Origin of the sequence: Nostoc sp., assembly GCF_036917355.1 — a bacterium.
GTDB lineage: Bacteria > Cyanobacteriota > Cyanobacteriia > Cyanobacteriales > Nostocaceae > Nostoc.
This window is the reverse complement of the sequence record NZ_JBALDP010000074.1, coordinates 35,285-61,676: the sequence shown is the minus strand read 5'-3', so window position 1 is coordinate 61,676 and position 26,392 is coordinate 35,285. Positions and strand designations below refer to the sequence as shown.

At 45.1% G+C, this 26,392-nt stretch carries 33 protein-coding genes and 1 pseudogene; 20 read left to right on the top strand and 14 right to left on the bottom strand.

Annotated elements, in window-relative coordinates:
- Window positions 1–17: 17 nt before the first annotated feature.
- From V7K53_RS24335 to V7K53_RS24295, 9 genes are all read left to right on the top strand, one after another.
- On the top strand, window positions 18–1,859 hold the full coding sequence (locus V7K53_RS24335) for a GmrSD restriction endonuclease domain-containing protein (protein ID WP_335200105.1): 1,842 nt from the start codon (window positions 18–20) through the stop codon (window positions 1,857–1,859).
- 720 nt (window positions 1,860–2,579) lie between these two features.
- Window positions 2,580–3,647, top strand: a complete 1,068-nt coding sequence (locus tag V7K53_RS24330; RefSeq protein ID WP_335200104.1) for a WD40 repeat domain-containing protein — start codon at window positions 2,580–2,582, stop codon at window positions 3,645–3,647.
- Between the two features lie 178 nt (window positions 3,648–3,825).
- Complete coding sequence (locus tag V7K53_RS24325) at window positions 3,826–4,293, top strand: DUF6985 domain-containing protein (protein WP_335200103.1); 468 nt, start codon at window positions 3,826–3,828, stop codon at window positions 4,291–4,293.
- 394 nt (window positions 4,294–4,687) lie between these two features.
- Entirely contained in the window at window positions 4,688–4,861 is a 174-nt protein-coding gene (locus V7K53_RS24320) for a hypothetical protein (RefSeq protein WP_335200102.1), read from the top strand.
- 15 nt (window positions 4,862–4,876) lie between these two features.
- Window positions 4,877–5,137 carry a hypothetical protein gene (locus V7K53_RS24315; RefSeq protein ID WP_335200101.1) on the top strand — a complete coding sequence of 87 codons (261 nt, stop codon included), beginning with the start codon at window positions 4,877–4,879 and terminating at the stop codon, window positions 5,135–5,137.
- A gap of 200 nt (window positions 5,138–5,337) precedes the next feature.
- The gene (locus V7K53_RS24310) at window positions 5,338–5,778 is read left to right on the top strand and encodes a GNAT family N-acetyltransferase (RefSeq protein WP_335200157.1); all 441 of its coding nucleotides are present in this window, start codon (window positions 5,338–5,340) and stop codon (window positions 5,776–5,778) included.
- Window positions 5,779–5,876: 98 nt separating this feature from the next.
- Window positions 5,877–6,275: a cupin domain-containing protein gene (locus V7K53_RS24305; RefSeq protein WP_335200100.1), complete on the top strand. Its 399-nt coding sequence runs from the start codon at window positions 5,877–5,879 to the stop codon at window positions 6,273–6,275.
- Window positions 6,276–6,278: 3 nt separating this feature from the next.
- Complete coding sequence (locus tag V7K53_RS24300; RefSeq protein WP_335200099.1) at window positions 6,279–6,851, top strand: GNAT family N-acetyltransferase; 573 nt, start codon at window positions 6,279–6,281, stop codon at window positions 6,849–6,851.
- Window positions 6,852–6,893: 42 nt separating this feature from the next.
- Window positions 6,894–7,133 (top strand): serine hydrolase domain-containing protein, encoded by a 240-nt coding sequence (locus V7K53_RS24295; RefSeq protein ID WP_335200098.1) that lies wholly within the window; start codon window positions 6,894–6,896, stop codon window positions 7,131–7,133.
- Here the strand turns inward: V7K53_RS24295 and V7K53_RS24290 are convergent.
- The 6 genes from V7K53_RS24290 to V7K53_RS24265 form a co-directional block, all read right to left on the bottom strand.
- Window positions 7,118–7,750 carry a glutathione S-transferase family protein gene (locus tag V7K53_RS24290; protein ID WP_335200097.1) on the bottom strand — a complete coding sequence of 211 codons (633 nt, stop codon included), beginning with the start codon at window positions 7,748–7,750 and terminating at the stop codon, window positions 7,118–7,120. The genes V7K53_RS24295 and V7K53_RS24290 overlap by 16 nt on opposite strands.
- A 110-nt stretch (window positions 7,751–7,860) precedes the next feature.
- The gene (locus V7K53_RS24285; protein WP_335200096.1) at window positions 7,861–8,295 is read right to left on the bottom strand and encodes a VOC family protein; all 435 of its coding nucleotides are present in this window, start codon (window positions 8,293–8,295) and stop codon (window positions 7,861–7,863) included.
- A gap of 223 nt (window positions 8,296–8,518) precedes the next feature.
- Complete coding sequence (locus V7K53_RS24280; protein WP_094332174.1) at window positions 8,519–8,929, bottom strand: VOC family protein; 411 nt, start codon at window positions 8,927–8,929, stop codon at window positions 8,519–8,521.
- Window positions 8,930–9,185: 256 nt separating this feature from the next.
- Window positions 9,186–9,617: a YciI family protein gene (locus tag V7K53_RS24275; RefSeq protein ID WP_335200095.1), complete on the bottom strand. Its 432-nt coding sequence runs from the start codon at window positions 9,615–9,617 to the stop codon at window positions 9,186–9,188.
- Between the two features lie 87 nt (window positions 9,618–9,704).
- Window positions 9,705–10,202 carry a VOC family protein gene (locus V7K53_RS24270; RefSeq protein WP_335200094.1) on the bottom strand — a complete coding sequence of 166 codons (498 nt, stop codon included), beginning with the start codon at window positions 10,200–10,202 and terminating at the stop codon, window positions 9,705–9,707.
- Window positions 10,203–10,441: 239 nt separating this feature from the next.
- Window positions 10,442–10,852, bottom strand: coding sequence for a YciI family protein (locus V7K53_RS24265; RefSeq protein WP_335200093.1), 411 nt, complete (start codon window positions 10,850–10,852; stop codon window positions 10,442–10,444).
- A gap of 118 nt (window positions 10,853–10,970) precedes the next feature.
- Here V7K53_RS24265 and V7K53_RS24260 point away from each other — a divergent pair, with 118 nt between their 5' ends.
- The gene (locus V7K53_RS24260) at window positions 10,971–12,239 is read left to right on the top strand and encodes an RNA polymerase sigma factor (RefSeq protein ID WP_335200092.1); all 1,269 of its coding nucleotides are present in this window, start codon (window positions 10,971–10,973) and stop codon (window positions 12,237–12,239) included.
- 233 nt (window positions 12,240–12,472) lie between these two features.
- Entirely contained in the window at window positions 12,473–12,898 is a 426-nt protein-coding gene (locus tag V7K53_RS24255; RefSeq protein ID WP_335200091.1) for a VOC family protein, read from the top strand.
- A gap of 35 nt (window positions 12,899–12,933) precedes the next feature.
- Here V7K53_RS24255 and V7K53_RS24250 read toward each other — a convergent pair whose 3' ends face one another.
- The gene (locus V7K53_RS24250) at window positions 12,934–13,116 is read right to left on the bottom strand and encodes a hypothetical protein (RefSeq protein ID WP_322733498.1); all 183 of its coding nucleotides are present in this window, start codon (window positions 13,114–13,116) and stop codon (window positions 12,934–12,936) included.
- 107 nt (window positions 13,117–13,223) lie between these two features.
- Between V7K53_RS24250 and V7K53_RS24245 the strand changes: the two genes are divergently transcribed.
- The 3 genes from V7K53_RS24245 (at window position 13,224) to V7K53_RS24235 (ending at window position 15,169) form a co-directional block, all read left to right on the top strand.
- A complete protein-coding gene (locus V7K53_RS24245; RefSeq protein ID WP_335200090.1) occupies window positions 13,224–13,601 on the top strand; it encodes a hypothetical protein in 378 nt (125 codons plus the stop codon).
- 254 nt (window positions 13,602–13,855) lie between these two features.
- Window positions 13,856–14,059 (top strand): hypothetical protein, encoded by a 204-nt coding sequence (locus tag V7K53_RS24240; protein WP_335200089.1) that lies wholly within the window; start codon window positions 13,856–13,858, stop codon window positions 14,057–14,059.
- 177 nt (window positions 14,060–14,236) lie between these two features.
- Entirely contained in the window at window positions 14,237–15,169 is a 933-nt protein-coding gene (locus V7K53_RS24235) for a competence protein CoiA family protein (RefSeq protein ID WP_335200156.1), read from the top strand.
- A gap of 33 nt (window positions 15,170–15,202) precedes the next feature.
- Here V7K53_RS24235 and V7K53_RS24230 read toward each other — a convergent pair whose 3' ends face one another.
- From V7K53_RS24230 to V7K53_RS24220, 3 genes are all read right to left on the bottom strand, one after another.
- Window positions 15,203–15,346, bottom strand: a complete 144-nt coding sequence (locus V7K53_RS24230; protein WP_335200088.1) for a hypothetical protein — start codon at window positions 15,344–15,346, stop codon at window positions 15,203–15,205.
- 245 nt (window positions 15,347–15,591) lie between these two features.
- Window positions 15,592–17,163: a GMC family oxidoreductase gene (locus V7K53_RS24225; RefSeq protein WP_335200087.1), complete on the bottom strand. Its 1,572-nt coding sequence runs from the start codon at window positions 17,161–17,163 to the stop codon at window positions 15,592–15,594.
- A 50-nt stretch (window positions 17,164–17,213) separates the two neighbouring features.
- Window positions 17,214–18,140 (bottom strand): SDR family oxidoreductase, encoded by a 927-nt coding sequence (locus V7K53_RS24220; protein WP_335200086.1) that lies wholly within the window; start codon window positions 18,138–18,140, stop codon window positions 17,214–17,216.
- 661 nt (window positions 18,141–18,801) lie between these two features.
- Between V7K53_RS24220 and V7K53_RS24215 the strand changes: the two genes are divergently transcribed.
- A complete protein-coding gene (locus V7K53_RS24215) occupies window positions 18,802–19,200 on the top strand; it encodes a winged helix-turn-helix transcriptional regulator (RefSeq protein ID WP_335200085.1) in 399 nt (132 codons plus the stop codon).
- Window positions 19,201–19,251: 51 nt separating this feature from the next.
- Here the strand turns inward: V7K53_RS24215 and V7K53_RS24210 are convergent, their stop codons facing one another.
- The 3 genes from V7K53_RS24210 to V7K53_RS24200 form a co-directional block, all read right to left on the bottom strand.
- Entirely contained in the window at window positions 19,252–19,755 is a 504-nt protein-coding gene (locus V7K53_RS24210; protein ID WP_335200084.1) for an aldo/keto reductase, read from the bottom strand.
- Window positions 19,756–19,925: 170 nt separating this feature from the next.
- Window positions 19,926–20,660: an SDR family oxidoreductase gene (locus tag V7K53_RS24205; RefSeq protein WP_335200083.1), complete on the bottom strand. Its 735-nt coding sequence runs from the start codon at window positions 20,658–20,660 to the stop codon at window positions 19,926–19,928.
- A 74-nt stretch (window positions 20,661–20,734) separates the two neighbouring features.
- On the bottom strand, window positions 20,735–20,905 hold the full coding sequence (locus V7K53_RS24200) for a hypothetical protein (protein ID WP_229550924.1): 171 nt from the start codon (window positions 20,903–20,905) through the stop codon (window positions 20,735–20,737).
- A gap of 175 nt (window positions 20,906–21,080) precedes the next feature.
- On the opposite strand from V7K53_RS24200, the gene V7K53_RS24195 reads away from it, so the two are divergent.
- From V7K53_RS24195 to V7K53_RS24180, 4 genes are all read left to right on the top strand, one after another.
- Entirely contained in the window at window positions 21,081–22,001 is a 921-nt protein-coding gene (locus tag V7K53_RS24195; protein WP_335200082.1) for an AraC family transcriptional regulator, read from the top strand.
- Window positions 22,002–22,105: 104 nt separating this feature from the next.
- Window positions 22,106–23,350, top strand: a complete 1,245-nt coding sequence (locus V7K53_RS24190; RefSeq protein WP_335200081.1) for an AAA family ATPase — start codon at window positions 22,106–22,108, stop codon at window positions 23,348–23,350.
- Between the two features lie 64 nt (window positions 23,351–23,414).
- Window positions 23,415–23,780: a four helix bundle protein gene (locus V7K53_RS24185; protein WP_265271017.1), complete on the top strand. Its 366-nt coding sequence runs from the start codon at window positions 23,415–23,417 to the stop codon at window positions 23,778–23,780.
- A 16-nt stretch (window positions 23,781–23,796) separates the two neighbouring features.
- A complete protein-coding gene (locus V7K53_RS24180; protein ID WP_335200080.1) occupies window positions 23,797–24,384 on the top strand; it encodes a hypothetical protein in 588 nt (195 codons plus the stop codon).
- Window positions 24,385–24,419: 35 nt separating this feature from the next.
- Here the strand turns inward: V7K53_RS24180 and V7K53_RS24175 are convergent.
- A pseudogene (locus V7K53_RS24175) lies at window positions 24,420–25,596 on the bottom strand (RNA-guided endonuclease InsQ/TnpB family protein).
- Window positions 25,597–25,980: 384 nt separating this feature from the next.
- On the opposite strand from V7K53_RS24175, the gene V7K53_RS24170 reads away from it, so the two are divergent.
- The gene (locus V7K53_RS24170) at window positions 25,981–26,379 is read left to right on the top strand and encodes a hypothetical protein (RefSeq protein WP_104899257.1); all 399 of its coding nucleotides are present in this window, start codon (window positions 25,981–25,983) and stop codon (window positions 26,377–26,379) included.
- Window positions 26,380–26,392 lie beyond the last annotated feature (13 nt).

Sequence of the window (26,392 nt, the reverse complement as noted above, 5' to 3'; positions counted from 1 at the left end):
ATTTAAAGTAACATCTTATGTCTACATTTGATTCTACCAAGACAAGTCTAGCCACTTTACTAAACGATATCGTAGTTGGCAAAATTCAACTGCCCGATTTTCAACGAGGGTGGGTTTGGGATGATGAACATATCCGCTCTCTGTTAGTAAGTATTGCTCGTGCCTTTCCTGTCGGAGCAATCATGTTACTAGAGGCAGGTGGTGATGCTAAGTTCAAAGCGCGTCCCATTGAAGGAGTAGAGCTAACAAAAGCAATACTTAGCAAATTAGAAAAGTTGATTCTTGATGGACAACAGAGACTGACTTCATTAACGCAAGTGTTAATGTTTACACAACCAGTACAAACTCGTGACTACAAGAAAAAATTACTTCATCGCTATTACTACATTGATATCGAAACAGCCCTATTAGGAAAAGAGCATTATGAAAGTGCGATTATTAGCGTTGATACTGATCGCACTGTGCGAGAAAATTTTGGACGTGATTTAAAGCTGGATCTCAGCACTCCAGAAAAGGAATATGAGAACTTTTACTTTCCTTGTAACCAGCTCCTTAACTCTGATGAGTGGGAGGAGGGATTGCTTGCCTACGACGTTACAAAGTTCGGGCGATATGCTCAATTCCGTAAACAGGTTGTGAATGAATTTCGTAACTATAACATTCCGATCATTGAACTCAGCAAGGAAAACAAGAAAGAAGCAGTCTGCCTTGTCTTTGAGAAAGTCAATACCGGAGGTGTTTCCCTTTCGGTATTTGAACTCATGACTGCCACTTACGCTATTGATAATGTAAACCTGCGGGATGAATGGTTTGGTAATGCTCACGAAGGTATCGAAGGTACTCAACCGCATCTAAGAAAGCAAAGTTTGTTACGCGAGGTTCAACCTACTGAGTTTCTTCAAGGATTGACACTACTGCATACTTGGGATAAACGAAGGGAAGACTTAAAGGCGGGAAAAACTGGCAAGCAAATAACAGGTGTGACTGCCAAGCGCGAAGCCGTTCTATCTTTAACTGTAGATGCTTACCAAAAATGGAAACAGCCTCTTACAGAGGGTTACTGGAAAGCAGCTAAATTTCTACGTCAAGAATCGTTTTTCTCTACCAACGATTTACCCTACCGTACCCAACTTGTTCCGCTTGCGGTAGTCATGGCATTCCTTGGCGATCGCTGGCTTGAACCTAAAATCTACGATAAAATCGCTCGTTGGTTTTGGTGTGGTATCCTCGGTGAACTGTACGGGGGGGCAGTTGAAACCCGTATAGCTCTAGATATTCAGGAACTTATAGATTGGATTGAGGGTGGCAAGGAAGAACCTTCGACTGTTATAGATGCTAACTTCCAGCCTACGCGCTTAGGTACCTTACGTTCACGCAATAGCGCTGCATACAAAGGGATCAATGTCTTAGTTCAGCGTGAAGGCGCTCAAGACTTCTTCTGGAAAGTTGCTATACGAGATTTGGATGAAACCGATTGGGAGGAGCGCAAACTCGATATTCATCACATTTTCCCCAGAAATTGGTGTGATAAGAACGATATTCCCCCATCTCGCTATAACTCTATTCTCAACAAAACTCCGATATCCTTTAAAGCAAATCGCATGATTGGTGGTAAAGCTCCAAGTGAATATCTGGTTCAGCTTCAAAAGCATGACAGTGTTCAGCTAGACGATGCAGGTATGAATGCAATTCTGGCAACTCACCAAATCGATGCAATAAAACTTCGACAAGACGACTTTGAGGGTTTCATGGCATCGCGTCAACGGATGATACTTGGCAAAATTGAAGCTGCTATGGGCAAACCAGTCTTGGCTGTGGATGATTCAGCATTCAGCGATGTGACAGATGAAGAAGAGTGATTGGAGATAGATTAACTTCACATTCAATGATGCTGTTTTAACATTCACATCGCTTACTCTCTTACTGCTTATTTGACCTTTTAAACCCTAATAATCTGCCATGTAATGCTTGGAATCACCCCTCAGATTGTAATTGTGGTTTTGGAGGAAATGATCGTGTCAAGGAAGCAATTTTATATCCGGCAGGTGGAGTAATGTGCAGTAACCGTAGTTGTCCAGTTTTTATATATACCAAGTAATCTCCAAGTCAGAAGATGAAGTTTTTTCAAGTAAAAGATATATGAGTAATACTGAATTTCATCCTTGCCCAATCTGTTCGACCCCAACTCGATATTTTTCAAGATATCCACGCGCAGTTTGTAATACTTGCTATAGCAAAGCAAGTGATGCTCAGGGACGAAAATTGAGTTTCTTTAATACCTCAATGAGTGGAGGATTTGAGGGAATTGTAAGTGAAACTAAAGAGAAGTACGAAAGCCAGATTTGCTACATTGAGGGAGTGAGGTGCTGGGCTGAGGAAGCTCGATTTGGCGGTATTGTGATTGAAACGATGATAAATGATAATTTTTCTAATCACTAGGAAACCGTATTGAGATTATTAACTTATACCCAGTGTTTGACTGTGGTCTATCTGATTGGGTGCGATGGCGTACCCATCCGCCGTAGGCATCGCGCCCCATCAAATGGGAACCATGTTATGTAATTGCGTTCCTGGGCACCATGAAATTATTGCATTTTCTCAAATCCAGACCAGTCATTATAGTTTTAGCGATTGCAGTAAACATCACTGTCATTGATGTACATTCTTCTAGTTCAAATCTTCCCATAGGCAAGAGTACAATTACTCAGTCCCAACTACAGATTCAACTTGTTCACACACTGACTGGGCATAAAAAAGTGACTTTTGGTGTTCGGGCCGTTGCGATTAGCTCAGATGGGGAAACTCTAATTACTGGAGGTAGAGATGATACAATTAAATTCTGGAATTTACGTACTGGGAAATTGTTGCGTAGTTTAGACGCTCACTCAGATGGTATTACTTCAATAGCTATTAGTCCAGATGGCAAGCGAATTGTAACTGGTGGGATAAGCACCCCAACAATGAAGGTTTGGGATTTACGCACTTTCCTTATGCTAAAGGGCGAAAGTGGGCATACCCAACCAGTAGAAACTGTTGCGATTAGTTCAGATGGTAGATTGATTGCTAGTGGCAGTGATGATCACACAATCAAGCTTTGGGATTTACACACGCTTAAGCTGCTTGATACCATTACTGCACACTCAGTATTTGTGAGTAAAGTTGCATTTAGCCCTGATATGCAAACCCTTGTAAGTGCTGGAGGTGGCGATGATAATACAATTAGGCTGATTGATTTGCAAACTAAAAAAACACGCCATATTCTCAAAGGGCACAAAACCGGAGTTGATGCTATTGCCATTACTCCAGATAGCAAAAAGCTTGTTACTGGTAGTTTTGGTCAGCTAGTTTCTCGAAATCGTGCAATTAGTACTCTGAAATTATGGAATCTTCAAACTGGAAAACTGCTGCATGAGTTTACTGATAATTTTAATTCAGTTGAATCTCTTGTGATCAGCCCGAATGGAAAAATTCTGATTTGCGGCAATTACGATGGCACTATTAAACTGTGGAGTTTAGAGCAAGGGAAACTGTTGCACACATGGAGGGATGGTTCCAGTTCTGTTTTAGGGCTTGCTTTGAGTTTGGATGGTAAAACCCTCGTTAGTAGCAATGAAGATAGCATTATACATATTTGGCAAATTCAATAACTGCATTTGGACTATTTTTAGTGAATGGGAATTCCTAAAAGGAGAAGCTGGTTAGGGATACAGAACTTAACTTTAACTATCGATATTGTCGCTCAAAAAGTACGACTAATTTCAAAGTAAAATTTTCACTAGTTTTTAGAGTTGCTAGGGAAACCCAGAATAAAGGTATTATCTGAAGATGATGAAATCCCCAAGAAGTTATTACGATGCTGAGTTTGGACAGATGACATTGGAAGATAACTACTGGACTTTAGCACAATGTGCTGTTTTGGGCGATCGCCGTGTACCGATTTGTGTGGATTTTGAACAGGGGCAAATTGGGGAACTTTCATCGCTTCAGCGTGAAGCTATTCGGCAAGCTCTAGCCTTGCCACCCGATGTGTTACACATCACTGCTCCTCTGGTGCTGCAAAATTATGATGTATATCGTGACATGATTGGAGATGAGTCAATGCCACTGTTGGCTAATCCGATTCAGGTCTGGGATCAAGTCACTTTCTCATATATCTATGTGGAGTATGACCTAGATATTGCTAGCTTTAAGTTGATAGCTGAGTGTGACTGGGACCCAGAACACGGCTTAGAAGTACGCTTTCGCAATGGAGTAGCAGACGATGCAGATCAGATAGGTGAAACAGGACGGTAAAAACTATATCGCTTGGCATAAAACTGTGGTGAATTGAAGCATATCGCTTATAGGTTGCGATCGCTGCCAGAGCAACCAAGTATGGTGCCCAGTAAGAACAGTAAGGCCCATTCGTTTAGTAGAGGTACGCAACTATATTGCAACCAGAAAGCCTACAAACGGGCTATTGAGATGGCCGAACCATTCGTTTAGTAGAGGTACGCAACTATATTGCAACTGTATTGATCGTTTATGGCAAAAACCCCCACAGTCGCAACTATACCAGAGCGATCACGCGTAGGCAACCTCAGTGAGGGGGTTGGATTTCCTGACTCTGTTTTTAAGTCTTGGTTATTTGTTGTATGTGAGCAGCGTTTGGGGTTGGAGTTGAGGATAAATCGAAGTAGTAGGCAAAATGTCTAATTTAATACATTATGTGTATCCAATTGATAAATTCCTCAGCGAGGGACTCGTATTTTCCATAGATTTGCTGTATCTTGTTTATTCCGTGCAATTATTAACACCCAATTTCTCACAACTTTGCTGTCATCCAGATTTTCAGCCGATGCCTTTGGGGAGCAGTGAATGAAAACTTTTAATAGATATGAAGATCATCAAAAAATCCGACAAGCTGACTCTGAAGAAAATGATGGAAATCCAACACGCTGAAGACCAAAATCTTCAAGCTGATACCGTCAATTCTTCAGCCCCTGTAGTTGATGAGCAACCAGCAGCAATTCTTCTTCCAAGAGAACCTGACTATATTCCATTCCTTGAAAATCCTCCAGTACAGTCTGTTGGCAACTCTGGCTGGCAGATTTCTGACATTTGGCGGGATATCCGGGTGGATGATTTTTGTGGGTGATACTCCTGATAAACATAGGTAAAAATAATACGTTGGTCTTGTGGTGTACGTACTGTCACAAACAGGAGTTGCTCTTTGGTAAAGAAGCCTACCAAATAATCAACGGTAGCATTAAAGTTGAGTGCGTAGACGTTTAGGCGGCAAGGCGATAGACATTGCAATGGCTCAATGGGTAAACGAAAGAGAAAACATTACAATACATCCTTCCCGAAGCAAAGAGTTCCATTTCCTCTGGGCTTTTCCTCCACTCAACGAGCAGGAGTGCAACAAACTATATCAATCGTTGCCAAAATGAGGACTTTGAAGGCTTACTAATTTGTCACACAGATAGCGCTGAAATTATTGGAGTCGCAAATTTCAGTCAAATCTTCTACCGAGCGTTTCAAAATGCTTATCTCGGTTATTACGTTGACGTAAATTTTTCAGGTCAGGGGTTGATGTCAGAGGGTGTGCGTTTAGCGATTGATTACGCTTTTTGTACACTCGGTTTGCATCGTATTCAGCCCCAAAACAGGGCATCCATTCATTTGGTAGAGCGACTCGGTTTCACGAAGGAGGGCTTCTCTCGACGATACCTCAAAATCAATGGAGAATGGCGTGACCATGAACGCTGGGCTTTAACGGTTGAAGATTGGGTATAGGTATGCCAGCAGCCCAACTTCGTAGCAGACGGACGAAAGGCGTTAGTTGGTTTCCGAGGTTAATCGTTATTCATTCTTACAGCAGGAGTCATCGAATCATGAGTGAAATCACTCCCCAAAATATCAACTCAACTTTTGTTGTCCTGGATGATGCTAACAATGCAATTTTGATCGCTAACAGCGATCGCTTCTACGAAAAGCTAGAACAGCAATTTGGAGACTTTAAGGGAAAACGGTTGATTTCCCACTACACATTCGAGCAAGACTGGGATAGTTGGGAAAGACACCCTGCCGGAGAGGAATTTGTCTGCCTTTTATCTGGACAGATTGATTTCGTGCTGGAGCAAGATAGAGGTGAAGTAATTGTGTCTCTCAACACTCCCGGTCAGTACATTTTGGTGCCACGCGGAGTCTGGCATACAGCAAAGGTTCGTACTCCCAGTTCAGTGTTATTTATCACGCCTGGTGAAGGAACCCAGAGTCGATCGCTTTCCTAAAACATGGCTATGGACATTACCACCAAACGATTTCTTCTCCGTGACTTTGTTCAGGAGGATGAGCCTGCATTCCTTGCTTATCACGCTGATCCTCGTTATGCCGAGTTCTGTTCACCGGAAGAAGTGACACCGGACTTTACTTATCAACTGTTTCAACGGTTCATACAATGGGCAACCGAAGTTCCTCAATGCAATTACCAGTTGGCGATCGTCGATCGCCGCAATCTGGAGTTAATTGGCTGTGGTGGATTGCGGCAGGATGGCTATGCTGCCGGGCAGGCAGAACTTGGAATTGAGCTAGCACCCCAGCACTGGGGGCGTTATGCCTATGCAATCGAAGTTGGGAAAGCTCTGATTGATTTTGGGTTCCGCGATTTGGAACTAAAGGAAATTATTGGTCTTTCTGTGAGTGCTAACCTGAGAGTATCCCGGCTAGCAGAACGTTACGGATTCCAGGCGATCGGTACACAACCTGGTTCCAGCTGGATGCAGATGCAAGGGTGGAGCCAGATTAAGTGGCAGCTTACCAGAGAATCATGGGAGCATTTATTTCCTTTGACCAGTTCGGTTAATTGAGCTTTTTGGAAGAAGGAGCAACGTAATTCAAGGAGTGTCGCGATGTCAATCCATTCCAAAGGCTATGGCAAAGCGGACGTTCAGCAACCTATCACCCCACAAACTCAATTTCCGATCGCTTCACTGAGTAAATCTTTTACAGCGATCGCAGCGCTGCAATTGGTAGAAGCTGGAAAAATTAACCTGGATGTCCTGGATGTCTCTGTAAAACAATATCTACCAGACTTCACTCTGGCTGATACCCAAACGGCTGATCAGATCACGAATCATTGTGAGGTATGATTGAGACTTGCAAGTGCAGCTGCGATTCGCCCAGATGCCTTTGGTCGTTTGTACATTCGTTCCATGTAGTCCACCAGCGTGGGGAAAGTAGCGAGTAGCTGAACTTCGTTCGCCCAATCCAGTGTGTAAGCAAGCACAAAATCAGCCACTGTGACGTGTTCACCCACTACAAACTGCCGATCCAACAGATGGTTCTCTAAAACGACAGCCATACTGGTGAAGTCTTGCCGAGCAAGAGGTATTTCAGCAGCCAATCTCAACTCTTCTGGGTATATAAACGTGTGGCGAGCGATACGCCATAGCGGCTGTTCCAATTCGGTGGCAGTAAAGAGGAGCCAACGATAAAGCTGTGCTCGCAGAAGCAAGTCTGTAGGCACCAAGTTAGATTCTGGGTACTTCTCACCGAGGTACAAAGCAATGGCTACGGATTCAGTGATGATATGTTCGCCATCGACGAGTACAGGGAGCTTGCCAGTGGGATTGATGGTGAGAAAATCGGGTGTACGGTGTTCACCTGCCCGCATGTTGATGGAGATTGCTTCAAATTCCACCCCAAGTTCCTGGAGAACCCAGCGAACCCGAATTGATCGTGTGGGAGCAAATTCATAGAGTTTCATGAATCAACCTCAGTGATGTGCAAATATCTTTAATCTTCTTGTATGAATGGGTGTACTCATGTTTTGATGAGTTCGCTTTCTTTGTGTTCCACTGGTTGTTCTGTTGTGGTTTACACTCCTGCTCCTTCCCTTTTGGCCTCAACTGGATGGGTTGCTTCGGGTTCCATGTAAATCAGTTCCCAAATGTGACCATCTAAATCCTGAAATCCATGCGCGTACATAAATCCGTGGTCTTGAGGTTCGTTGTAGGTTGTGCCACCAGCAGCAACGGCTTCACGAACCAGCTGATCCACTTTTTCTCGGCTCTCAACTGATAAGCACGTCAACACTTCGGTACTTTTTGTGGCATCGCAAATCGGGTTCGGCGTGAATGTTTTGAATTTCTCATGCGTCAAAAGCATCACAAAGATGGTTTCGGACACAATCATGCAGGTAGCCGTTTCATCGGTAAATTGGGGGTTGAACTGAAAGCCAAGTTTTGTGAAAAACTCGATCGATTGCTGGAGATATTTGACGGGTAGGTTGACGAAAATTTGAGTACTCATGGTTTCTCCTAGTGTAGTTAGTTGTTGGTCAGTGGTCAGTGGCTATTTACAAAGGACAAAGGACGAATGGCACGCTTGTTAAGCTGAAGGGTAGGCAGCGTAAGAATTGCAGAGGGGCAGGGGTGCAGAGGGGAATTTCTAAATATCTGAACGCAATGCTTAAAATTTCTTCTTTCTCCCCTGCTGTCTCAACGATTTTCGCTTTTCAAGCGTGCCATTCGGCTCAGATGGTTTGTTCGCAGTTGATCATCCACGGTGTCCCAAACTGATCGGTCAACATGCCAAAGCGCGATGACCAGAACGTTTGCGCGATCGCCATCTTCACCTTGCCGTTTTCTGCTAGAGCGTGAAAAAGCCGTTCTGCCTCAGCGATTTCAGGAACGCTAATTTGTACGTAGAAACCTTGCGGGGTTTCAAAGTATCCTGGTGGGCAGTCAGATCCCATCAGGAGGCGATCATCTAGTTCAAGGCAAGCGTGCATGATTTTGTCCTGCCATTCCGGTGACACATTTTCGGCAGAAGGTGCTTCTTTGTGTGTCATCATCATAGTTATCTTCCCACCCAGACATTGTTCATAGAACTTGAACGCTGCCTCACAGTTGCCATTGAACATCAGGTAAGAATTGAGTTGCATTGATTTCTCCTTTTGTAATCGATTCTGCGTTTTGATGAGCGGATCGTTCGCACATGAACATCATTTGCGCGGTTGCTGATGACCAAGCCCCGTTGGGGCGGGGTGTGGGGTGTGGGGTGTAGTGAATATTTAGCCCCAACAACACTCTTGGTTACAAGCCCCGTATGAGTCAAGACGATAGCTGGGGGTTCAAGCCCCGACCAATGCAGTCTTCCCTACACCCCACACCCTACCCCCTACACCCTTCTTGTTGACGTTACTCTTGCTGCTGCGTTTCAACCTGAGCGCGAATGCGGTCTGACTGCTCCCTTAAGGCGGGTGTCAGGACTTCACCAAAATCCTCTGCCTCGAATACGGGACGAATCTCAATCTCGGAGTCTTCTGGCATAGGGTTAGGGCAGCGCTTTACCCAAGCAACTGCCTCGTCCATTGAGTTCACCTGCCACAGCCAGTACCCTGCCACTAGCTCCTGCGCTGGAGTGAAAGGTCCCTGGGTGACGGTGCGATCGCTTCCTGAAAAGTGAACTCGCACCCCTTTTGAGCTAGGATGCAACCCCTCAGCGGCGAGCAAGATACCTGCCCTGGCTAATTCTTCGTTGTACTGCCCCATTTCAGTTAAAAGCTGTTCGCTCGGCATGACCCCAGTTTCGGAGTCTTGGGTTGCTTTGACAAAGACTATGACTTTCATTGTGAAATCTCCTATTGAATGGTTTTGAGTTAGATTGCGAGGGGTTGGGTGTGCTGATTAGCGCAAAGCGCAACTCCCAAGGAACCGCTAACCAGCAGCGACACGCTTGAGTTCATCAATCTCGATCTTCTTCATTTGCAGCATAGTAGTGGTCACTTTTTGAGAGGTTGCCGCGTCGGGGTGGTTGAGTAACTCAATCAGAATGCGAGGAATAATTTGCCAGGAAACGCCGTATTTGTCTTTGAGCCAGCCGCATTGTTGTGCGGTTTCATCCCCACCGGCAGACAATTTTTGCCAGTAATCGTCCACGTCCGCCTGGGTATCGCAAAAGATTTGGAAGGAAATCGCCTCGTTAAATTTGAAGGTCGGACCACCGTTGAGTGCTGTGAACGGCTGACCATCAAGTTCAAAGCTGACAGTCATGACGGCTCCGGCTGGTTTTCCGTGAATTTCCTGTCCAGCGTCTCCATATCGGCTGACGTGGACAATTTTGGAATTGCGAAAAATCGACGTATAAAACTGAGCGGCGGCTTCGGCTTGATCATCAAACCATAAACAGGGAGTGATTTTGGAATTGTTTTGCATGAGGGTTCTCCTTGAGTTTAAGCGGTTAAGGACGGTCAAAAGAGGCAGGGGGGCAGGGAGCAGGGAGCAGGGGGGAGGATTGGAAGGAGCTTGCACTCCCACCAATCAAGAACGCCCTGGAAGGGCAGGGCTTGATACCCATGTTCCGCTCCGCTTCACGGCAACTCTTGGAGACGCTGCGCGAACGGGACAGGGATTGCTCCCCCTGCTCCCTGCCCCCTGCCCCTCCGCCTCTTCGGTCAGGGCTGTGCTGGTAGTCCCGCAACTTCGATGACAGGACGGATTTCGACAGTGCCGACTTTTGCACCTGGGATGCGGGTGGCGATCGCAATGGCTTCATCCAAATCCTGAGCATTAATGAGGAAGAATCCACCCAATTGTTCGCGGGTTTCGGCAAATGGTCCATCGGTCACGAGTGATTTGCCATCACGGACTTGGACACTGGTTGCGGTTGCAACAGGATGGAGTGGAGCCGTCGCCAGAAATTGTCCTTGAGTATGCAAGTGCTGGGCGAGTTGAGCAGATTCCCCATAGCAATGCTCCCGCTCGGTGTCGCTCATGGCGTTTTCGTCCATATAAATCAGCAGCAAATATTTCATTCGGTTGCCTCCTTTGTGATTAAGTCGAGCGGGAATTGTCCAAATTGACACCTGAGTGCAAAAATTTTGTCTAGTACAATTGAACTTATCTCCCTTTATCAGTTAGTCGAACGGCAATTGCTCAAATCGACACCTTGCCCAAAATTCTTTATGTCTTTTTGTCAAAGGTATGGCTTCAATCCCAAAAACAGATGTGGCTCAAGCAATTGCTGCCCTTTATCGAACTGAATGGGGGCGCATTGTTGCTATTCTGATTCGGCTGGTCGGAGATTTTGATGTAGCTGAAGAAGCTGCACAGGCAGCATTTACAGCGGCAGTGAATCAGTGGGAAAGCGACGGTATTCCCGATCGTCCCCGTGCCTGGATTATCCGAACTGCCCGGTACAAGGCGATTGATCGCCTCCGACGACGCACGAAACTGACCGAAAAACTGGAGTGGTATGCGGCATCTGGCTTAATTCCATCCACTGAAGAACCAACCTATGACAGTGATGAAATTGGAGACGATCGCCTGCGATTAATCTTTACCTGCTGTCACCCGGCACTGGCAAAGGAAACTCAAGTAGCGTTGACCCTCCGAATGTTGGGTGGACTGGAAACCGACGAAATTGCCCGCGCCTTTCTTATACCGACTGCAACAATGGCACAGCGGTTAGTTCGTGCTAAACGCAAAATTCGAGACGCAGGCATTCCTTACAAAGTACCTAAGACGACTGATCTCGCTCCCCGGATAGAGGCAGTCCTGACAGTCATCTATCTCATCTTCAACGAAGGCTATGCCGCAACCAAAGGAGATGCCATCGTGCGGGCTGACCTCTGCATCGAAGCGATTCGCTTGGGGCAACTGGTGCGGCAATTGCTAGCACCCCAACCCCCATCTGAAGTCACAGCACTGGTGGCGCTGATGTTATTGCATGATTCGCGGCGCAATGCGCGTCTAGATGAGGCAGGCGATTTGATTTTGCTAGAAGATCAGGATCGCAGTCGTTGGAACCATCTACAGATTGCTGAAGCGTTACCTCTGGTAGAGGAAGCGTTGCTCTTTGGAACCGGAGTGTATGCCCTGCAAGCAGCGATCGCCGCCCTCCATTGTCAGGCAACCCGCGCCGAAGAAACAGACTGGGCGCAGATCGTGCGGCTCTATGAGGTGTTGGAACGCTTGCAGCCCTCACCCATTGTTACCTTGAACCGAGCAGTGGCGATCGCAATGGCAGACAGTCCTCAAGCCGCATTTGGACTGATTGATCGCCTTGCTCCAGAACTGGACAGCTATCATCTCTTTCATGCCACCCGTGCAGATTTATTCCGGCGTGTTGGAGCATTAGAGGAAGCGACCCAGAGCTATACACGGGCACTAGAATTAGTGACAAATGACAGTGAGCGTCGTTTTCTGGAACGTCGGTTGCGCGAAGTTCAACCTAACATTCAGTCCGGCTAAGGGTTTACAACAGTTTAAAGCGCCAGGCATTCATGATGCCGTGGAAAAAGAAATGAAAAATCTTCTAACAGGGTGAACTTGTAACTTAACAAAAGGCAAAAGAAGACAAGTCGGCTTAGTACTCTAGTACTGTTATAATCCAATCGTTTCATCAAGTTGTGTTCGGGTGCAGCAAATCACCGAGCGGCTCTCTGGCACATCCACATCCACCTCAACTGATAGAGGATTCCGACATGGATAACAATCCCAGCATTCTCTCGCACGTTTCGATTGGTACTAATGATTTTAAACGAGCGATCGCCTTCTATGATGCTGTGTTGCCAACATTGGGCTGTAAGCGATTTATGGAGCATCCGGGGGCGATCGCCTATGGCAAACAGTATCCCGAATTTTGGGTGGGAACTCCCTTCGACGGGCAACCTGCAACCGTTGGCAATGGAACTCACATCGGTTTTATTGCTCCTACAAAAGAAGCAGTTCACGCCTTCTATGAGGCAGCATTAGCGGCAGGAGGTAAAGACGATGGTGCCCCCGGTGCCAGACCCGACTATAGTGAGCCGTATTACGGCTGCTTTGTGCGCGATCCAGATGGACACAAAATAGAAGCCGCCTTCTGGGATGAGCAGCTTGAGCAGCAACTCAACCAGAACAATGCTTGACCAGAGAATGACTCATTTTTAGAGGCAAGATAACACTATGGAATTCCATCGAGGTCGCCTGATTGACCATGTTCATCTACGAGTTGCTGATGTTGCTGCCAGCAAACGGTTTTACCGGGCAGTGTTGCGAAATAAATGTACTCCCGGCTCCTGCTCATCGCCCCACTAATTCTGTTAAAATCGCGTCTTCCAGCACGTAAATTTTGAGGCAGTGCCATGTGTGCAAAGGGATTTGGGCAATCTCAACCTACTAAAATCGATAAACTTATTGAATCTGCGGTGCGTTATTGCCACAAGCGACACCCAGAAGCCTTAGACAGCATCTTTGATTTATTTACCTGTCAACCTCAACCAACGAGTAGTAACGGGGATTTTGGCAGCATTGCAGAAAGATATTGACACTTTGAGTTGGTTTTGCGGCTACATGGCATCAGAAATCAACGGCAGTGAGGACAACCAAAAGCCTCATCATCCCATCGCGGAACTTAGCAAAACTCTGATTAAATCGGGCATGGAACCCTTTACTGATTTTATGCCTTACCCAGGTTGCCGCATCGTTATACTCAATTCGGAAAAATTTGAATCATTGCCAGAGTCAGTTCAAGCTGTGGTGCAGCAGGCTTTTGACATCAAGGAAAGTACTGGAAAAGAGGCACAAAGGATAAATGATGCCTTGCTGCAAGAGTTGGTGGTTCAGGAATAAAAAATTGAATAACAGGAATTGTGGTAAGCGCCAGCCATGTCGCTCTTGCTTATCGCCCTTCATTCAAGCGCTCGCGTTCAGCGTCTCGTAGAGAGGAAAAAAGAGCGATGCCTGCGGCGGGCTATTCGGTGTTGCCCCCATCTCTTTAGTTTTTTAGTCAGGCGATCGCACCTACAAATGATTAACTGTGATGCATAAGTTGTTAGATTATTTCAGTTATATATATATATTCAATAACCAACACAGAATCACCTATGAAACTCGCTAATTCACTCAATTTAGCAAATTTTGTTGGTTCTATTTTACTACCTAGAATCGCTAACAATCAAACAGCTACTTCTAACAAGAGTGAAACATCAATTACTTTACCCAGTAATTCCATAAATATCAATTCTCTGCAACCCTTTGATACTGCTGTTATTGCTTATCACATGATGGGTCTTGGCAACTTTGAATAAAGCATAGTTTCAGTACAGCCTTTAAAAAGCTACTTTACTTCTCCAACCTTGGAGGGGTTTTAATTGGTGCATTAATTCTTAAAATCAACATTATATTACTCCAGAACATAGAGACATATTGGAAAAGTTAAAGCACACTAGTAAGAGCAACTTTAAGTATTCAGTAATGGTGTGGCAATGTGGCTAAAATATGGTGTAAATGAAGAAGGTATCTTGATATGTATTGAAAATATCAATAGGGGGAAGACTTCACTTCAGTGTCCTTACTGTAATAGCAGTCTAACTGCTAAAAAAGGCAAGGTGAAAGAGCATCATTTTGCTCATAATGAAGAAACCTGCCGCCCCATAGCTAACCGAGAATTCCCTACTCTGCCACTCTATGACAATTTCAACGTTCAATTATCTGGCAAGGATTTGGCACAGTTAAAGCTGCTTTGGCAGGAGTACGGAGCCAAAAATTACCCTATTAGTTCCTACTTAATTACTTCTAGTTTACTCAAAGCAGGAGTGTTAAGAAAAAATCTATACTTAACCCCACCTGAGTATGAATTTAGTGATTTGGGTAAAATTCCTGTTGGAGCGCTAGAGTTTGCACGGTTCAATGATGTACAGGAGCCACTATTACTTAAAAAACTGCTGAAATTTGAGCTAGCTTTTAAACACGCCGAATACAAAAATGCTCCAGATTTAGCATATCGACTTACTGATTTAAAACTCTACCGCGCTCAACTTCAACGTATTCTATCCTCTAGCCTATATTTTTTAGAGATTGAAACGAATATTGGCACTCTGTACAAGATAGGAGTAACCCAAAGATCCGTTGTCAAGCGAGTAGCAGAAGTAAAAATTGATTTACTTGCTCATTATTCCAGTGTTGCTATTAGAGTATTAGGAATTTGGGAGCATAGAGGTAATGTTGAACTGTATTTCAAACACCGCTATCAGTGCTTAAATTATCCTATCGGCAGTTTAACTGAGTACTATAAATTTAATGCTGAGGATACCGAAATGGTACTGCGTGACCTACAACAAATGCAACCTAAAATACTTTCTCTTGATGAAATAGATATTCTTGAGGAGAATTCTAGCTGGGAGCAAATTGCTGTGTAGTATTCTCATAATCCCGTAGCAAAATCTAATTAATTACCAAGCAAAAATAATTATTTTATTGCTTCTAAATACTCTACCACTGATAATGACGCGACTGCCGACTCTTGATACAGCAGTATTTACTGAGGAGCGATGGCGTAACCGCCCAGCGTAGCTGATCGCAGTGGTCAAGTGCATTACTTGAGACTATGCACTCAACGATTAAGCTTATGTTTCGGACACACCTTGGTTCGGAAATAACCGAAAGGGTAAGGACTGTTAGGTTCTTGCGACCGAAACACCGCACTTCCTAGTAGTCTGCCAATCCAAAAATGCTAAGTGAGGACTGGGGAAAGGGGAAAGGGTAAGGGATTTAAACCCTTTACCCATTCCCCCTTCCCCTTTACCCCGCCAAGTTCACTTGGCGAACTACTAGACCCCCCTCAGCCAGTCACTTCCACCGCCTGGCAGGATGTCATCCGGTACGCCTTCTTGAGGATGTCTGCTGCTCGTTCACCGATCACGACGCAGGGGGCCATCGTATTTCCACTTGTGATCTCAGGCATGATGGAAGCATCCGCCACGCGCAGCTTATTGATGCCATAGACTTTCAGATTACCATCGACTACGGACATGGAATCTTGCCCCATCTTGGCAGTACACGACTGATGCCAGTATGTAACCGCTGCGTTGCGGGCGAAGTTCTCCATTTCGCTTCGACCTAGTTTGCCTGGCAGCGCTTCACGTTTCACAAGCTTCTCGAAGACGGTACTATTGCCGAGGTCACGGCAAAGTTCGATGTTTGTGAATGCGGCTTTCAGGTCATCGGGGTGCGACAGAGTGTTTGCATCGATTAGCACCGGATCGTTTACGTCAGGGCCGGAAAGCCGCACCGTGCCCCGGCTTTTAGGGTGCGACAGACCCGCAAACATCGTCCAACCGTGCGCTGGAACCCCAAGGTGAGCCGTATCTGCACTGGGCACCGGAAACTCAACCTGGCAGTGAAACATGTCGGGCTGCTTGAGGTTGCGATCGCTAGTCCAGTAAAGAGTAGCTTCCGAGCCGCCATTGCCAATCTTCTGAGGCTCACGGTATTCAAAGATGCAGCCAAACGAAACGTGGTCTTGATGATTCTGTCCAACCCCAGGAAGGTGCTGAACAACTGGTATTCCGTGCCTGCGAAGTTCCTCTTCCGGCCCGATTCCGGATTGAAGGAGAACCTTCGGCGTATTGATTGCGCCGAGAGAGAGAATGACTTCCTCCGAAGCGTAGTACTGATTGCGCCTGCCATCCTGGATCACCTCAACTCCGATGACAGACCTGCTATTAAAGATAAGCTTGCTGACAATAGTGTGAGTTAAGACCGATAAGTTCGGCTGATTCAGGAGAGGATAAACATACGACCGAAAGATGGAAGAACGACATCCGTTTTGGATAATGAGATCGTTTATAGCAGCGCCTCCGCGCCCTTCCATCATTTCGCCGTTGGGACTCTCGAAACGCGGAATACCCATGCTGTTTGCAGCCTCAACCATAGCCTGTGCAATGGGCTGGGGATTGGCGGCGGATTCCACATAAACAGGGCCGCCTGTTCCCCGACGCGCAGGGTCACTCGCTCCCTGCCAGTTTTCGATACGGCGATAGATATCCAGGACGGATTCATACCCCCACGCCGGATCGCCGGAAGCCTCAGCGAAGTAGTTCCAATCATTCTTGTGGCCTCGTGCCCACACCAGGACGTTGATACTTGAGCCTCCCCCCAGTACCTTGCCCATATTCAGTGGGATTGAGCGTCCGTTCAGATGCACGTTGGGCTGTGCAACGAAGGCCCAGTCACGTTCTGATCCAAGATTCAGCGGCCATTGTGCCGGAGTCATCACCTCTGGCACTTCATCCGTTCCACCTGCTTCGATTAGCAACACATTAACTTGTTTGTCTTCGGCAAGCCTTGCCGCTATTACTGAACCCGCAGGGCCTGCGCCGCAGACGATGAAATCGTAGTGTTGGTTCACCATGAGAGAAGTACCTCCAAATTTTGTAATGTTGATTTGTTCTCGCTTGGGCGTTAGACGGTCGGGATCGTTCCTCCGTCAATGACATATTCAGCGCCTGTGATGTAAGAGGCGCGGTCGGACACCAGAAAAGCGACAAGCTCCGCGACCTCTTCGGGGCGGCCCGGTCGTCCCATCGGGATTCCTCCGAGTGAGTCCATCAGCCCTTGGCGTTGAGCATCAAGGTCTGTGCCGGACTGTTGAGCTAATCTCTCGATGAGTCTCTCAGCCGCCTTCGTTTCGATGAAGCCGGGCGCGACGGTGTTGACACGCACTCCCTGGGGCGCAACTTCGTTTGACAGCCCTTTGCTGTAGCTTGCCAGCGCCGCTTTTGCCGCCGCATACGCTAATGTCGCGTCGTAAAGCGGGAGCCGACTCTGAATCGACGAGATATGGATGATGACACCTGACTTCTGTTCAAGCATCCGGGGCAGAAACGCCCGATCCAAACGGACGGCAGCGAATAAATTGTCATTGAATGCCTGCTGCCAATCACCATCTGTCAGGGCAAGCGCGCCACCACTTGGCGCAGAGGAGCCGCCGACATTGTTAATTAGGATGTCCACACTGCCAAAACGAGCGAGTACTTCCTGCACAAGTTTGTTCGCCCCATCGGGCGTGCTGAGGTCAGTCCCTATGAACAGGTCAGGCGATTGAAGGTTTTCAGGAATTGAACGAGCGGTAGTTATGACCGTTGCACCGGCTTGCCTCAGTCGTGTAGCGATCGCTTCGCCTATGCCTTTTGTCCCGCCTGTTACCAAAACTTTTTTGCCGAGTAGTTCGGTGGAATCAATTCGGATGTTTGTAGTTGTATTTGTATTCATGTTGAATATGTTTGTATTTGTGTTCATGTTGAAATTATCGAGCAGTGGTAACAGGCTGAAAATACTGATAATGAAGTCCAAAGGAGATAAAATTATCCCTATGACAATTTGATACAATGAATTTTGTTATAGGATGTCTGAAAAGTATCAAATATCACTCATGCGTTAGTACCTTAGGTACTTCCCCAGCTCTGCTGGGGGACTCCCAGAGTTTGACAGTTCCGGGAGTCTAAGGAAAAGTCTCTTCAACGCGAACAGATTGTGCGTTCGTGTCAAAGAGACTTCAATGAAAGATAGTGGTCGTCATCCCCCAATATCGGCGTAAATCGCTGTAATAGGGGTCAAATGAGCAGTGATTCCGAAAGTTACGTTAAGTGGATGCCTAAGCCAGGAAGTCACCCCCCTGACTCGGCTACAAAACCGTGCATGAAACGTTAACTTCACACGGCTCCTCGATGATTTGGTGCTTGACAAACACACCTATAAATTCCAAGTTAAAAGGGATTAATGGGCTGTTTTCAATAGTGCGTAGCTTGCCGCCGCAGGCATCGCCACGGATAAAACTGTACCAATTGAAGTCTATAAAATTTAGGAGCTTCAAAGCCAAGATGAGCCATATTAAATTGTTGCACCAAATAGCCTATAGGTTAATTGGTACATCGAGAATTGTAAAACATATCGATTTGCAGAATGCTTATCCAGTAATGATTACAGCCTTAGCGTAACTTTCTGTACGATTGCTCATTTACCCCCATAAAGTCGAGCTTAGGATGTGGCGATGATGTACAAAAGAAAGATTCCGATAGAACTGAATTGCGGGCTCGATCTCGTCAGGGAAGTCTTGTACGGTAAGTGGAAAACCCACCTCATCTATTTTATTTCGCAAGGTATTAAGCGCCCCGGCGACTTAGAAAGAAAGATTCCGGGAGTGACCCGTAGGGTGTTGCACGTGCAGTTGAATCAACTGGAAGGACACGGGCTGATTTCAAAAAAGATTTACGCCGAGTTGCCCCCCAAGGTTGAATACACATTAACCGAGTTTGGAGAAACTTTACTGCCGGTGATCGAGGCGTTGGGAAAATGGGGTGACGATCATCAAGAGCATTTGCGCCGGGTGATTGCTCAATCTCAGGCAAACTCGGGTATGTTTAGCAATCGTGAAAAAAACAACGTTTAGGCTGGAAATAAGATATAACAAGGGTTTTAGATAAGTATAAATCGTAATTGCTCAAGCAGTGTACCAGGCTGGCACATTTGAGAATCCGAAGTAGCGGATCTTGCCGACGCGTACCAGGTCGCCGAGCGACTGTAGTACTTCTTCAACGGGCGTCACCATATCCCAGGTGTGCATCCAGTAGAGGTCAACGTAGTCGGTACGGAGGCGGCGCAGCGAACCCTCAAGCGCCCGATGCATGTTCTTACGTCCGTTGCCGCCCGCATTCGCGTTGCCCGATTCGCCGCCATGAAAGCTGAACTTGGTTGCAAGCACTAGTTGGTCGCGCAGGCTGCGATCGGCGATATAGCTACCAATCAGTTCCTCGCTGCGACCCTTGGCATACACATCGGCGGTGTCGATGAAGTTGCCGCCAGCATCGACATAAGCATGGAAGATGGACTCAGAAACCTCATCGGGCGCACCCCATCGCGGGGTGCCGAAGGTCATGGTGCCGAGGGTGAGCGGGCTGACGATCAAGCCGGAGTGTCCGAGAGTGCGGAAGGCGGTAAGGCTCATAGGTTTCTTTTCTGGCTGAAACAACAAAGTCGATGAAGAGTACTGAGTTAAAAGTGCTGAGTGCTGAGTAAGAAGAGGAGTACTGAGTACTCAGAATGGTAAAAGTGTCTTGTATGTGTCAATCAAGCTCATGACGCAAAGAAAGGACACAGAAGTGATGTCTTCAATACCTAGAAGGCGCTGGCTGTCGGGCGGACAATGATTTCGTTGACATCGACATCATCCGGTTGGGACACAGCAAATAAGACAGATTGGGCGATCGCCTGAGGGGTGAGGGCAGTTTTGCGGAGTTCTTTCAAGAAGCCTTTAGCTGCATCATCCGTGATATCAGAGCCGAGTTCGGTCTCAACTACGCCAGGGGATATGATGGTCACGCGAATGTTCTTCGATTCCTGACGCAGCCCTTCAGATATTGCCCAAACAGCGTATTTTGTCGCGCAATAAACTACGCCAGTAGGTGCCACCATGTGTGCGCCGATCGATGCAGTATTAATAAATTGTCCGCCGCCTTGTGCTTCCATGATCGGTAAACCAGCCGCAATGCCGTTCAATACGCCACGGATATTTACATCAATCATGGTGTCCCACTCCTCAACTTTCAGGGCATTCATTGGGGACAAGGGCATCACGCCTGCATTGTTATAGATGACATCGACGCGACCAAATTTGTCTAATGCAAAGTGGATGAATGCTTTCACATCCTCGCGATCGGTTACATCCACTGCTTTGAATTCTGCGCTGTTTCCCTGCTCGCGGATCTCTTTGACAATCGCTTCTAGCTTTTCTGTACGCCGTGCTCCCAGAACTACCTTTGCACCGTTTTGAGCAAGTAACTTCGCAGTGGCTTCACCGATGCCACTACTGGCTCCAGTAATAACAATGACTTTGTTTTCTACGTTTAACATGATGACTGTCCTTGCTGTTGAGGTTGATTTGACTTAGATAAACATGCCTCTAGAGACTTCAATTCTTTGGGTATTTACTCATCGGTTTCCGCGATGGGTGAATGGCCACAGTAGGCGATCGCAGAAACAACACTGTTCACTTTAGCCTCACTGCTGCGATCCGTCACAATTACACCAACCCCTTTTTTCGCCAGTCCTTGGCTCGCTCCTGTGACTAAAGCAATTTTTGCCTTGTTTCTCTTCATTGCCTCATCCTTTCAGCCTTGTCTTTCAGCATGGGTTCATCATAAGGTTGAAAAGCTTTTCCCTAAATACATAAACCTCGCAGATGATTGCCTAATCCTCTCAAATCAGGCGTTGGCAAGGGAGAAATATTCTCTATAATGAGCGTATGAAGATGGTATCAGTCAGGAATTGAGTATGGTGATTGAAACACTCAACTATGAAGCGGCAATCAGCAAGTGTGACGAACTGGCAGCATTAGTGACTCGGCACACTGACGGTAAGGGGAACGGTGTTCATGCAACGGCAATTAATCAGTTAGAATTCATGCGGGAATCTGATACTTCAGCCACAATGCAGGGAGTCGCCGAACCAATTCTCGGCATTGTCGTTCAAGGCAAAAAAGAAGTGTTGCTAAATGAGGAAACCTATCAGTATGGCGTGGCTCAATATCTAGTGGTTTCGGTGGATTTACCGCTCTGTGGATGTGCGATCGAGGCGACACCTGCGAAGCCGTATCTAGGATTTAAGCTAGATTTAGACCCCGTTCAACTCTGTGACATTATTGCTCAAACTAACCCAAGCATGGGTAAGAAAGAAAACTCGGTTAGAGGCTGGTTCATCAGCGATGCCGATCCATCGTTGATTGATTGTGCTATCAGGCTGACACGGCTTTTGGACACACCGCAGGATATTCCATTCCTAGCACCAATGATCGTCCGCGAAATCTACTACCGTTTGCTAATTGGTGAACAAGGTGAAGCAGTTCGCCAAATTGCCACATCGGGCAGCAATATGCAGCGCATTGCTGAAGTGATAAAACTTATCAAGGCTGATTTTACAAAGCCACTGCGGGTTGAGGATCTAGCTCTTCAAGCCAATATGTCTCCTTCCTCGTTCCATCGCCATTTCAAAGAAGTCACCTGTATGAGTCCGCTGCAATATCAAAAGCAATTAAGACTATTGAAAGCGCGTCACCTGATGCTTGCCGAGAATGCCGATGCGACCCATACTGCCTATCAGGTGGGGTATGAAAGTCCTTCACAGTTTAGTCGCGAATATTCTCGGATGTTTGGTGCGCCTCCTATGAAGGACATTGAACGATTACGAATAGCTTGAGCAAAGACTGTGAGTTCGCTACAGCTAACTGCAAACATCCAGAGATATAGCTTTTAATTTATAAGAAGTAAGTTGATCAATATAAATTTGTGTATGAGAGCCAAATGTTAAAAGAACTTCACCTCCAACAAGTTGGTCCAGCTGCCCATTTTGATGTCGCATTTGCCGATAGGCTCAATATATTTACAGGTGATAATGGTTTAGGTAAAAGTTTTTTACTCGATATTGCTTGGTGGGTGATGACTACAAATTGGGCAGAGCAACCAGCGTACCCACAGCGAGTCAGAGGTGAAAATCCGCAAATTACAGCCGTAGTTAGCAATAAAAAAAATATAAGAGAGTATCAGAGCCAGTTTGACTTTTCTGAACAGCAATGGCGTAATTTACAAATGCCTCCTTTATTAAAAGAGGTAGTTATTTATGTGCGGGTTGATGGTAGTTTTTCCATTTTTGACCCAGCTCGCCAACGCGATATTCCTTTTGACTTTAATCCAAATACACTTTGGAATGGATTAAAGTCAAAAGGTAAAGTTATTTGTAATGGTCTAATTCAAGATTGGGTTACATGGCAGAATCAACCCAATAAATATCCATTTGAACTCTTTTCTAATGTCATTAGAAAACTTGCACCTCACCCTTCTGAATGGATACAAGTGGGAGAACCAACGCGAGTTTCTATTGAAGACGTGCGCGATATTCCTACAGTTAATCTGCCTTATGGGAATGTTCCTGTGACTCAAACATCAGCCGGAATGAAGCGTATTTTGGGACTGGCTTATTTACTAGTGTGGACTTGGTACGAACATAAAAAAGCTTCAGAATTGCGACAACAAAAGCCAGTAAATCAGATAGTTTTACTAATTGATGAAATTGAATCTCATTTACATCCTCGTTGGCAGAGGGTGATTTTACCAGCTATTTTATCTGTGGTGACAGAATTACAACACAGGATGAAGATACAGGCTTTAGTAACTACTCATTCTCCACTTATTCTTGCTTCTTTAGAGCCAAATTTTCATGAGCAAGAAGATAAACTATTTTTATTTAAATTACAAGATAGAGAGGTTAGCCTTGACGAAGTACCTTGGTCAAAACAAGGGGATATAGTTGGATGGTTAACCTCAGACATTTTTGGACTCAAACAAGCCCGTTCCAAAGAAGCAGAAATCGCAATTGAAGCAGCAGAGGCTTGGATGCGTGATGATGATATGAATACGTTTCCAGAAAATCTGAGAATACCAACACAAATTCATCAAGAACTTCAAAGAGTTTTACCAGGACATGACCCATTTTGGCCCCGTTGGATAGTTACAACGGAGAAAAGAAATTCTGGATTCTCAGGGTTATAACACAGATGATAAGTAAGAATTCAGGAGTCAGAATTCAGGAGTCAGAACTTAGGAGCCAGAATAAATGAGACAGCCAGCCAAAACATTTCAAGATTTGATAGTTTGGCAGAAAGCACATAAGTTTGTTTTATGTGTATATCAATTTACTGGTCAGTTCCCTAAAACGGAAATCTATGGGCTTACCTCTCAGTTTAGACGAGCAGCAATTTCTATTCCAGCAAATATATGTGAAGGATTCAAGAAAAAGGGAGCAACAGACAAAGTACGGTTTATGAACATTGCACAAGGCTCTGTAGAGGAATGCCGCTACTATCTAATTCTTTCAAAAGACCTTGACTACGGTGACACATCAGGATTAATGCTTCAACTTGAGGAGGTTAGTAAATTACTAACAGGGTATGCTAATTCCATTCTGAATTCTGACTCCTGACTCCTGAATTCTTACAATGATGCCATTTAATCCTCCTCCAGAACCACCTGATTTTGATAAAAAAGTGCGACAACCAGGAAATGCTTGGTTGGCAAAAAATCCAAACCCTAAAAAAGGAACCAGAGATTATTGGTCGCCTTTCAAAAGTGATTTAGCTGATGGATTTAATAATCTGTGTGGCTATAGCGTTATGTATGAACCAGTTGGTACAGTAGATCATTATCGCAGCCGTGAAAATTATCGCGATTTAGCTTATGAATGGAGCAATTTACGCTTTGCTTCTGCTTGGATAAATAGTAGTAAAGGTACACTTGACGACCAGGTACTTGACCCTTTTGATTTGGGAGAAGATTGGTTTGAAATTTTACTTCCTTCCCTACAATTAGTATTAACAGATAAAGTTCCTCCGCAACAACGTCAAAAGGCGGAATTTACTTTGGAACGGTTGCGGTTACGGGATGATGAAAGAGTCCTGCGCCAGCGTCAACAATGGTATCAACTTTATTTGGATGGGGATTTGACTCTACAAGGATTAGAAAAAAAAGCTCCTCTGATAGCGCGTGCGATAAAGAAACAGCAACAGGCTATTTCTCAAGAAGATTGACACCCCCCGCGCTAAAAGCGACGGGGATTCCTGATTCAGTGAGACAACTTATCAAGCAGACTTACATCAACTTGGCAGAGGTCGAACTCTCCACAGGCGTTAATTTGGGTATGCCCTACCCTATTTAGACCACTAGCTAAAATATTCAGAGCTGAGTTATAGTCACGGTCTAATACAGTGCCACAATGCAAACAGCAATGGGTTCTCTGGCTCAATGTTTTAATGACTTGCTTACCGCAATGTGAGCAGTTTTGACTTGTATAGTGAGGTGGCACGGCAACCGTGACTTTACCAAACACCTTACCAAAATACTCAACCCAATCTCGAAACATTGACCAACTTACATCACTGATTGACTTAGCTAATTTGTGATTTTTAACCATGTTCCGCACTTGCAAATTTTCATAGGCAATGAGGTCGTTAGACCGAACTACGCACCTTGCTGTCTTAACTGCAAAGTCTTTACGCTGCCTTGATACTTGCAAATGTTTTCTCGCTAACTGCTTTATAGTTTTTTTCCGATTAGCAGATCCTTTCTTACGCTTAGAAACAATGCGAAAGCAACTTTTTTAGTTGCCGCTCTGATTTTCTAAGATAGCGAGGATTGTCTACAACTTGACCATTACTATCGGTATAGAAATGATTCAAACCAACATCTAAGCCAATCGTGGTTTTAGATGGTTCGATCTCTTCTCTACGATCAACATCTACACAGAACTGAGCATAGTAACCATCAGCCCGTCTAACCAGTCTGACTCGTTTAATCTGCTCAATCTGGTAGAAATTTAAGTCACGGCTACCAATTAACTTTAATCTGCCAATCTTGAACCCATCAGTTAAGGTAAGATATTTCCTGTCTTCAGAAAGTTTCCATCCAGTTTGCTTATATTCAACTGAATGACCGCGTTTCTTAAATTGTGGATATCCTTTCTTTTCTGCTATTTTCTTTTTGCAGTTATCAAAAAATCTGGCAATACCTGACCACGCTCTTTCTGCACTTGACTGTCTTGCTTGTGAGTTCAATCTGTTGGCAAATTCAAACTCTTTTGCAAGCACAGCCATGAACTTATTAAGATCGTATCTGTCAGCACCGCGGTTATCCATCCAATACCTCAAAGCCTTATTACGGCAAAACAAAGCAGTACGAATCGCCTCGTCAATTAGGCTGCACTGTTCTGTTTTACCTTTTAATTTTGCTTCAAGAACTAGCATGGATTTAGTCAATCCTATGTACTGTATTCTAACATAAACACATTTTTATGATAAATGGGTAAAAGTTCAATGAACTTGTCATAGACTATTAAGTAGCACATCGCGTTATATATTTCTGTTAGAGCAGTTTCTTACCAAAAGAGTTATTTTTCTATTTTTTTACTCATATATACAAACGTGCTTGCATTATCAATAGGCAGTATGTAACTTGGCTATTGTGCAGTTTATTAGGACATGAACTGAAATTGAGTTGTATTTGAGTTGAGCTATACCTGTACTAAACTGACATGATTTGTAAATTATTTTTTAATCTACAAACAGTTTTGCAAGGTGCTAGTTTAATTCGCTTTAAATTGATGAAGTGTTTCAGTTGGAATGAGTTTGATGATATGTGAAAACGTTATCTACACCCAGAAAACACTTGCCGAAAGATATGGGATTTCCATTGCCGCTTTACAACGGTGGTATCCCTATGCCGGTATAGTCAAACCCCGAAAACGGGGAGGATATTTTGATGCAACAACAGTCGAGATTGCCGATATTTTCTACGTCGCTATCAAGATTCGGCGGTTGACTTGTGAGGAATATTTACAGCAGGTAATTCCTGCTGGTGGCTTAGATGCTTATTTGCAAAAAGTTAATGACGTAAGCCTTTATGACTTTTTGACTAAGCATATATCTGATGAAGAAAAAAATAACCCAATTGTGCAAGCAGTAATTAGGAGAATTGAGCGAAATGAAGCATATCAACAAAGTGGCAGAGACTTTGCAGGTGTCGCCTGATGTAGTACGTACC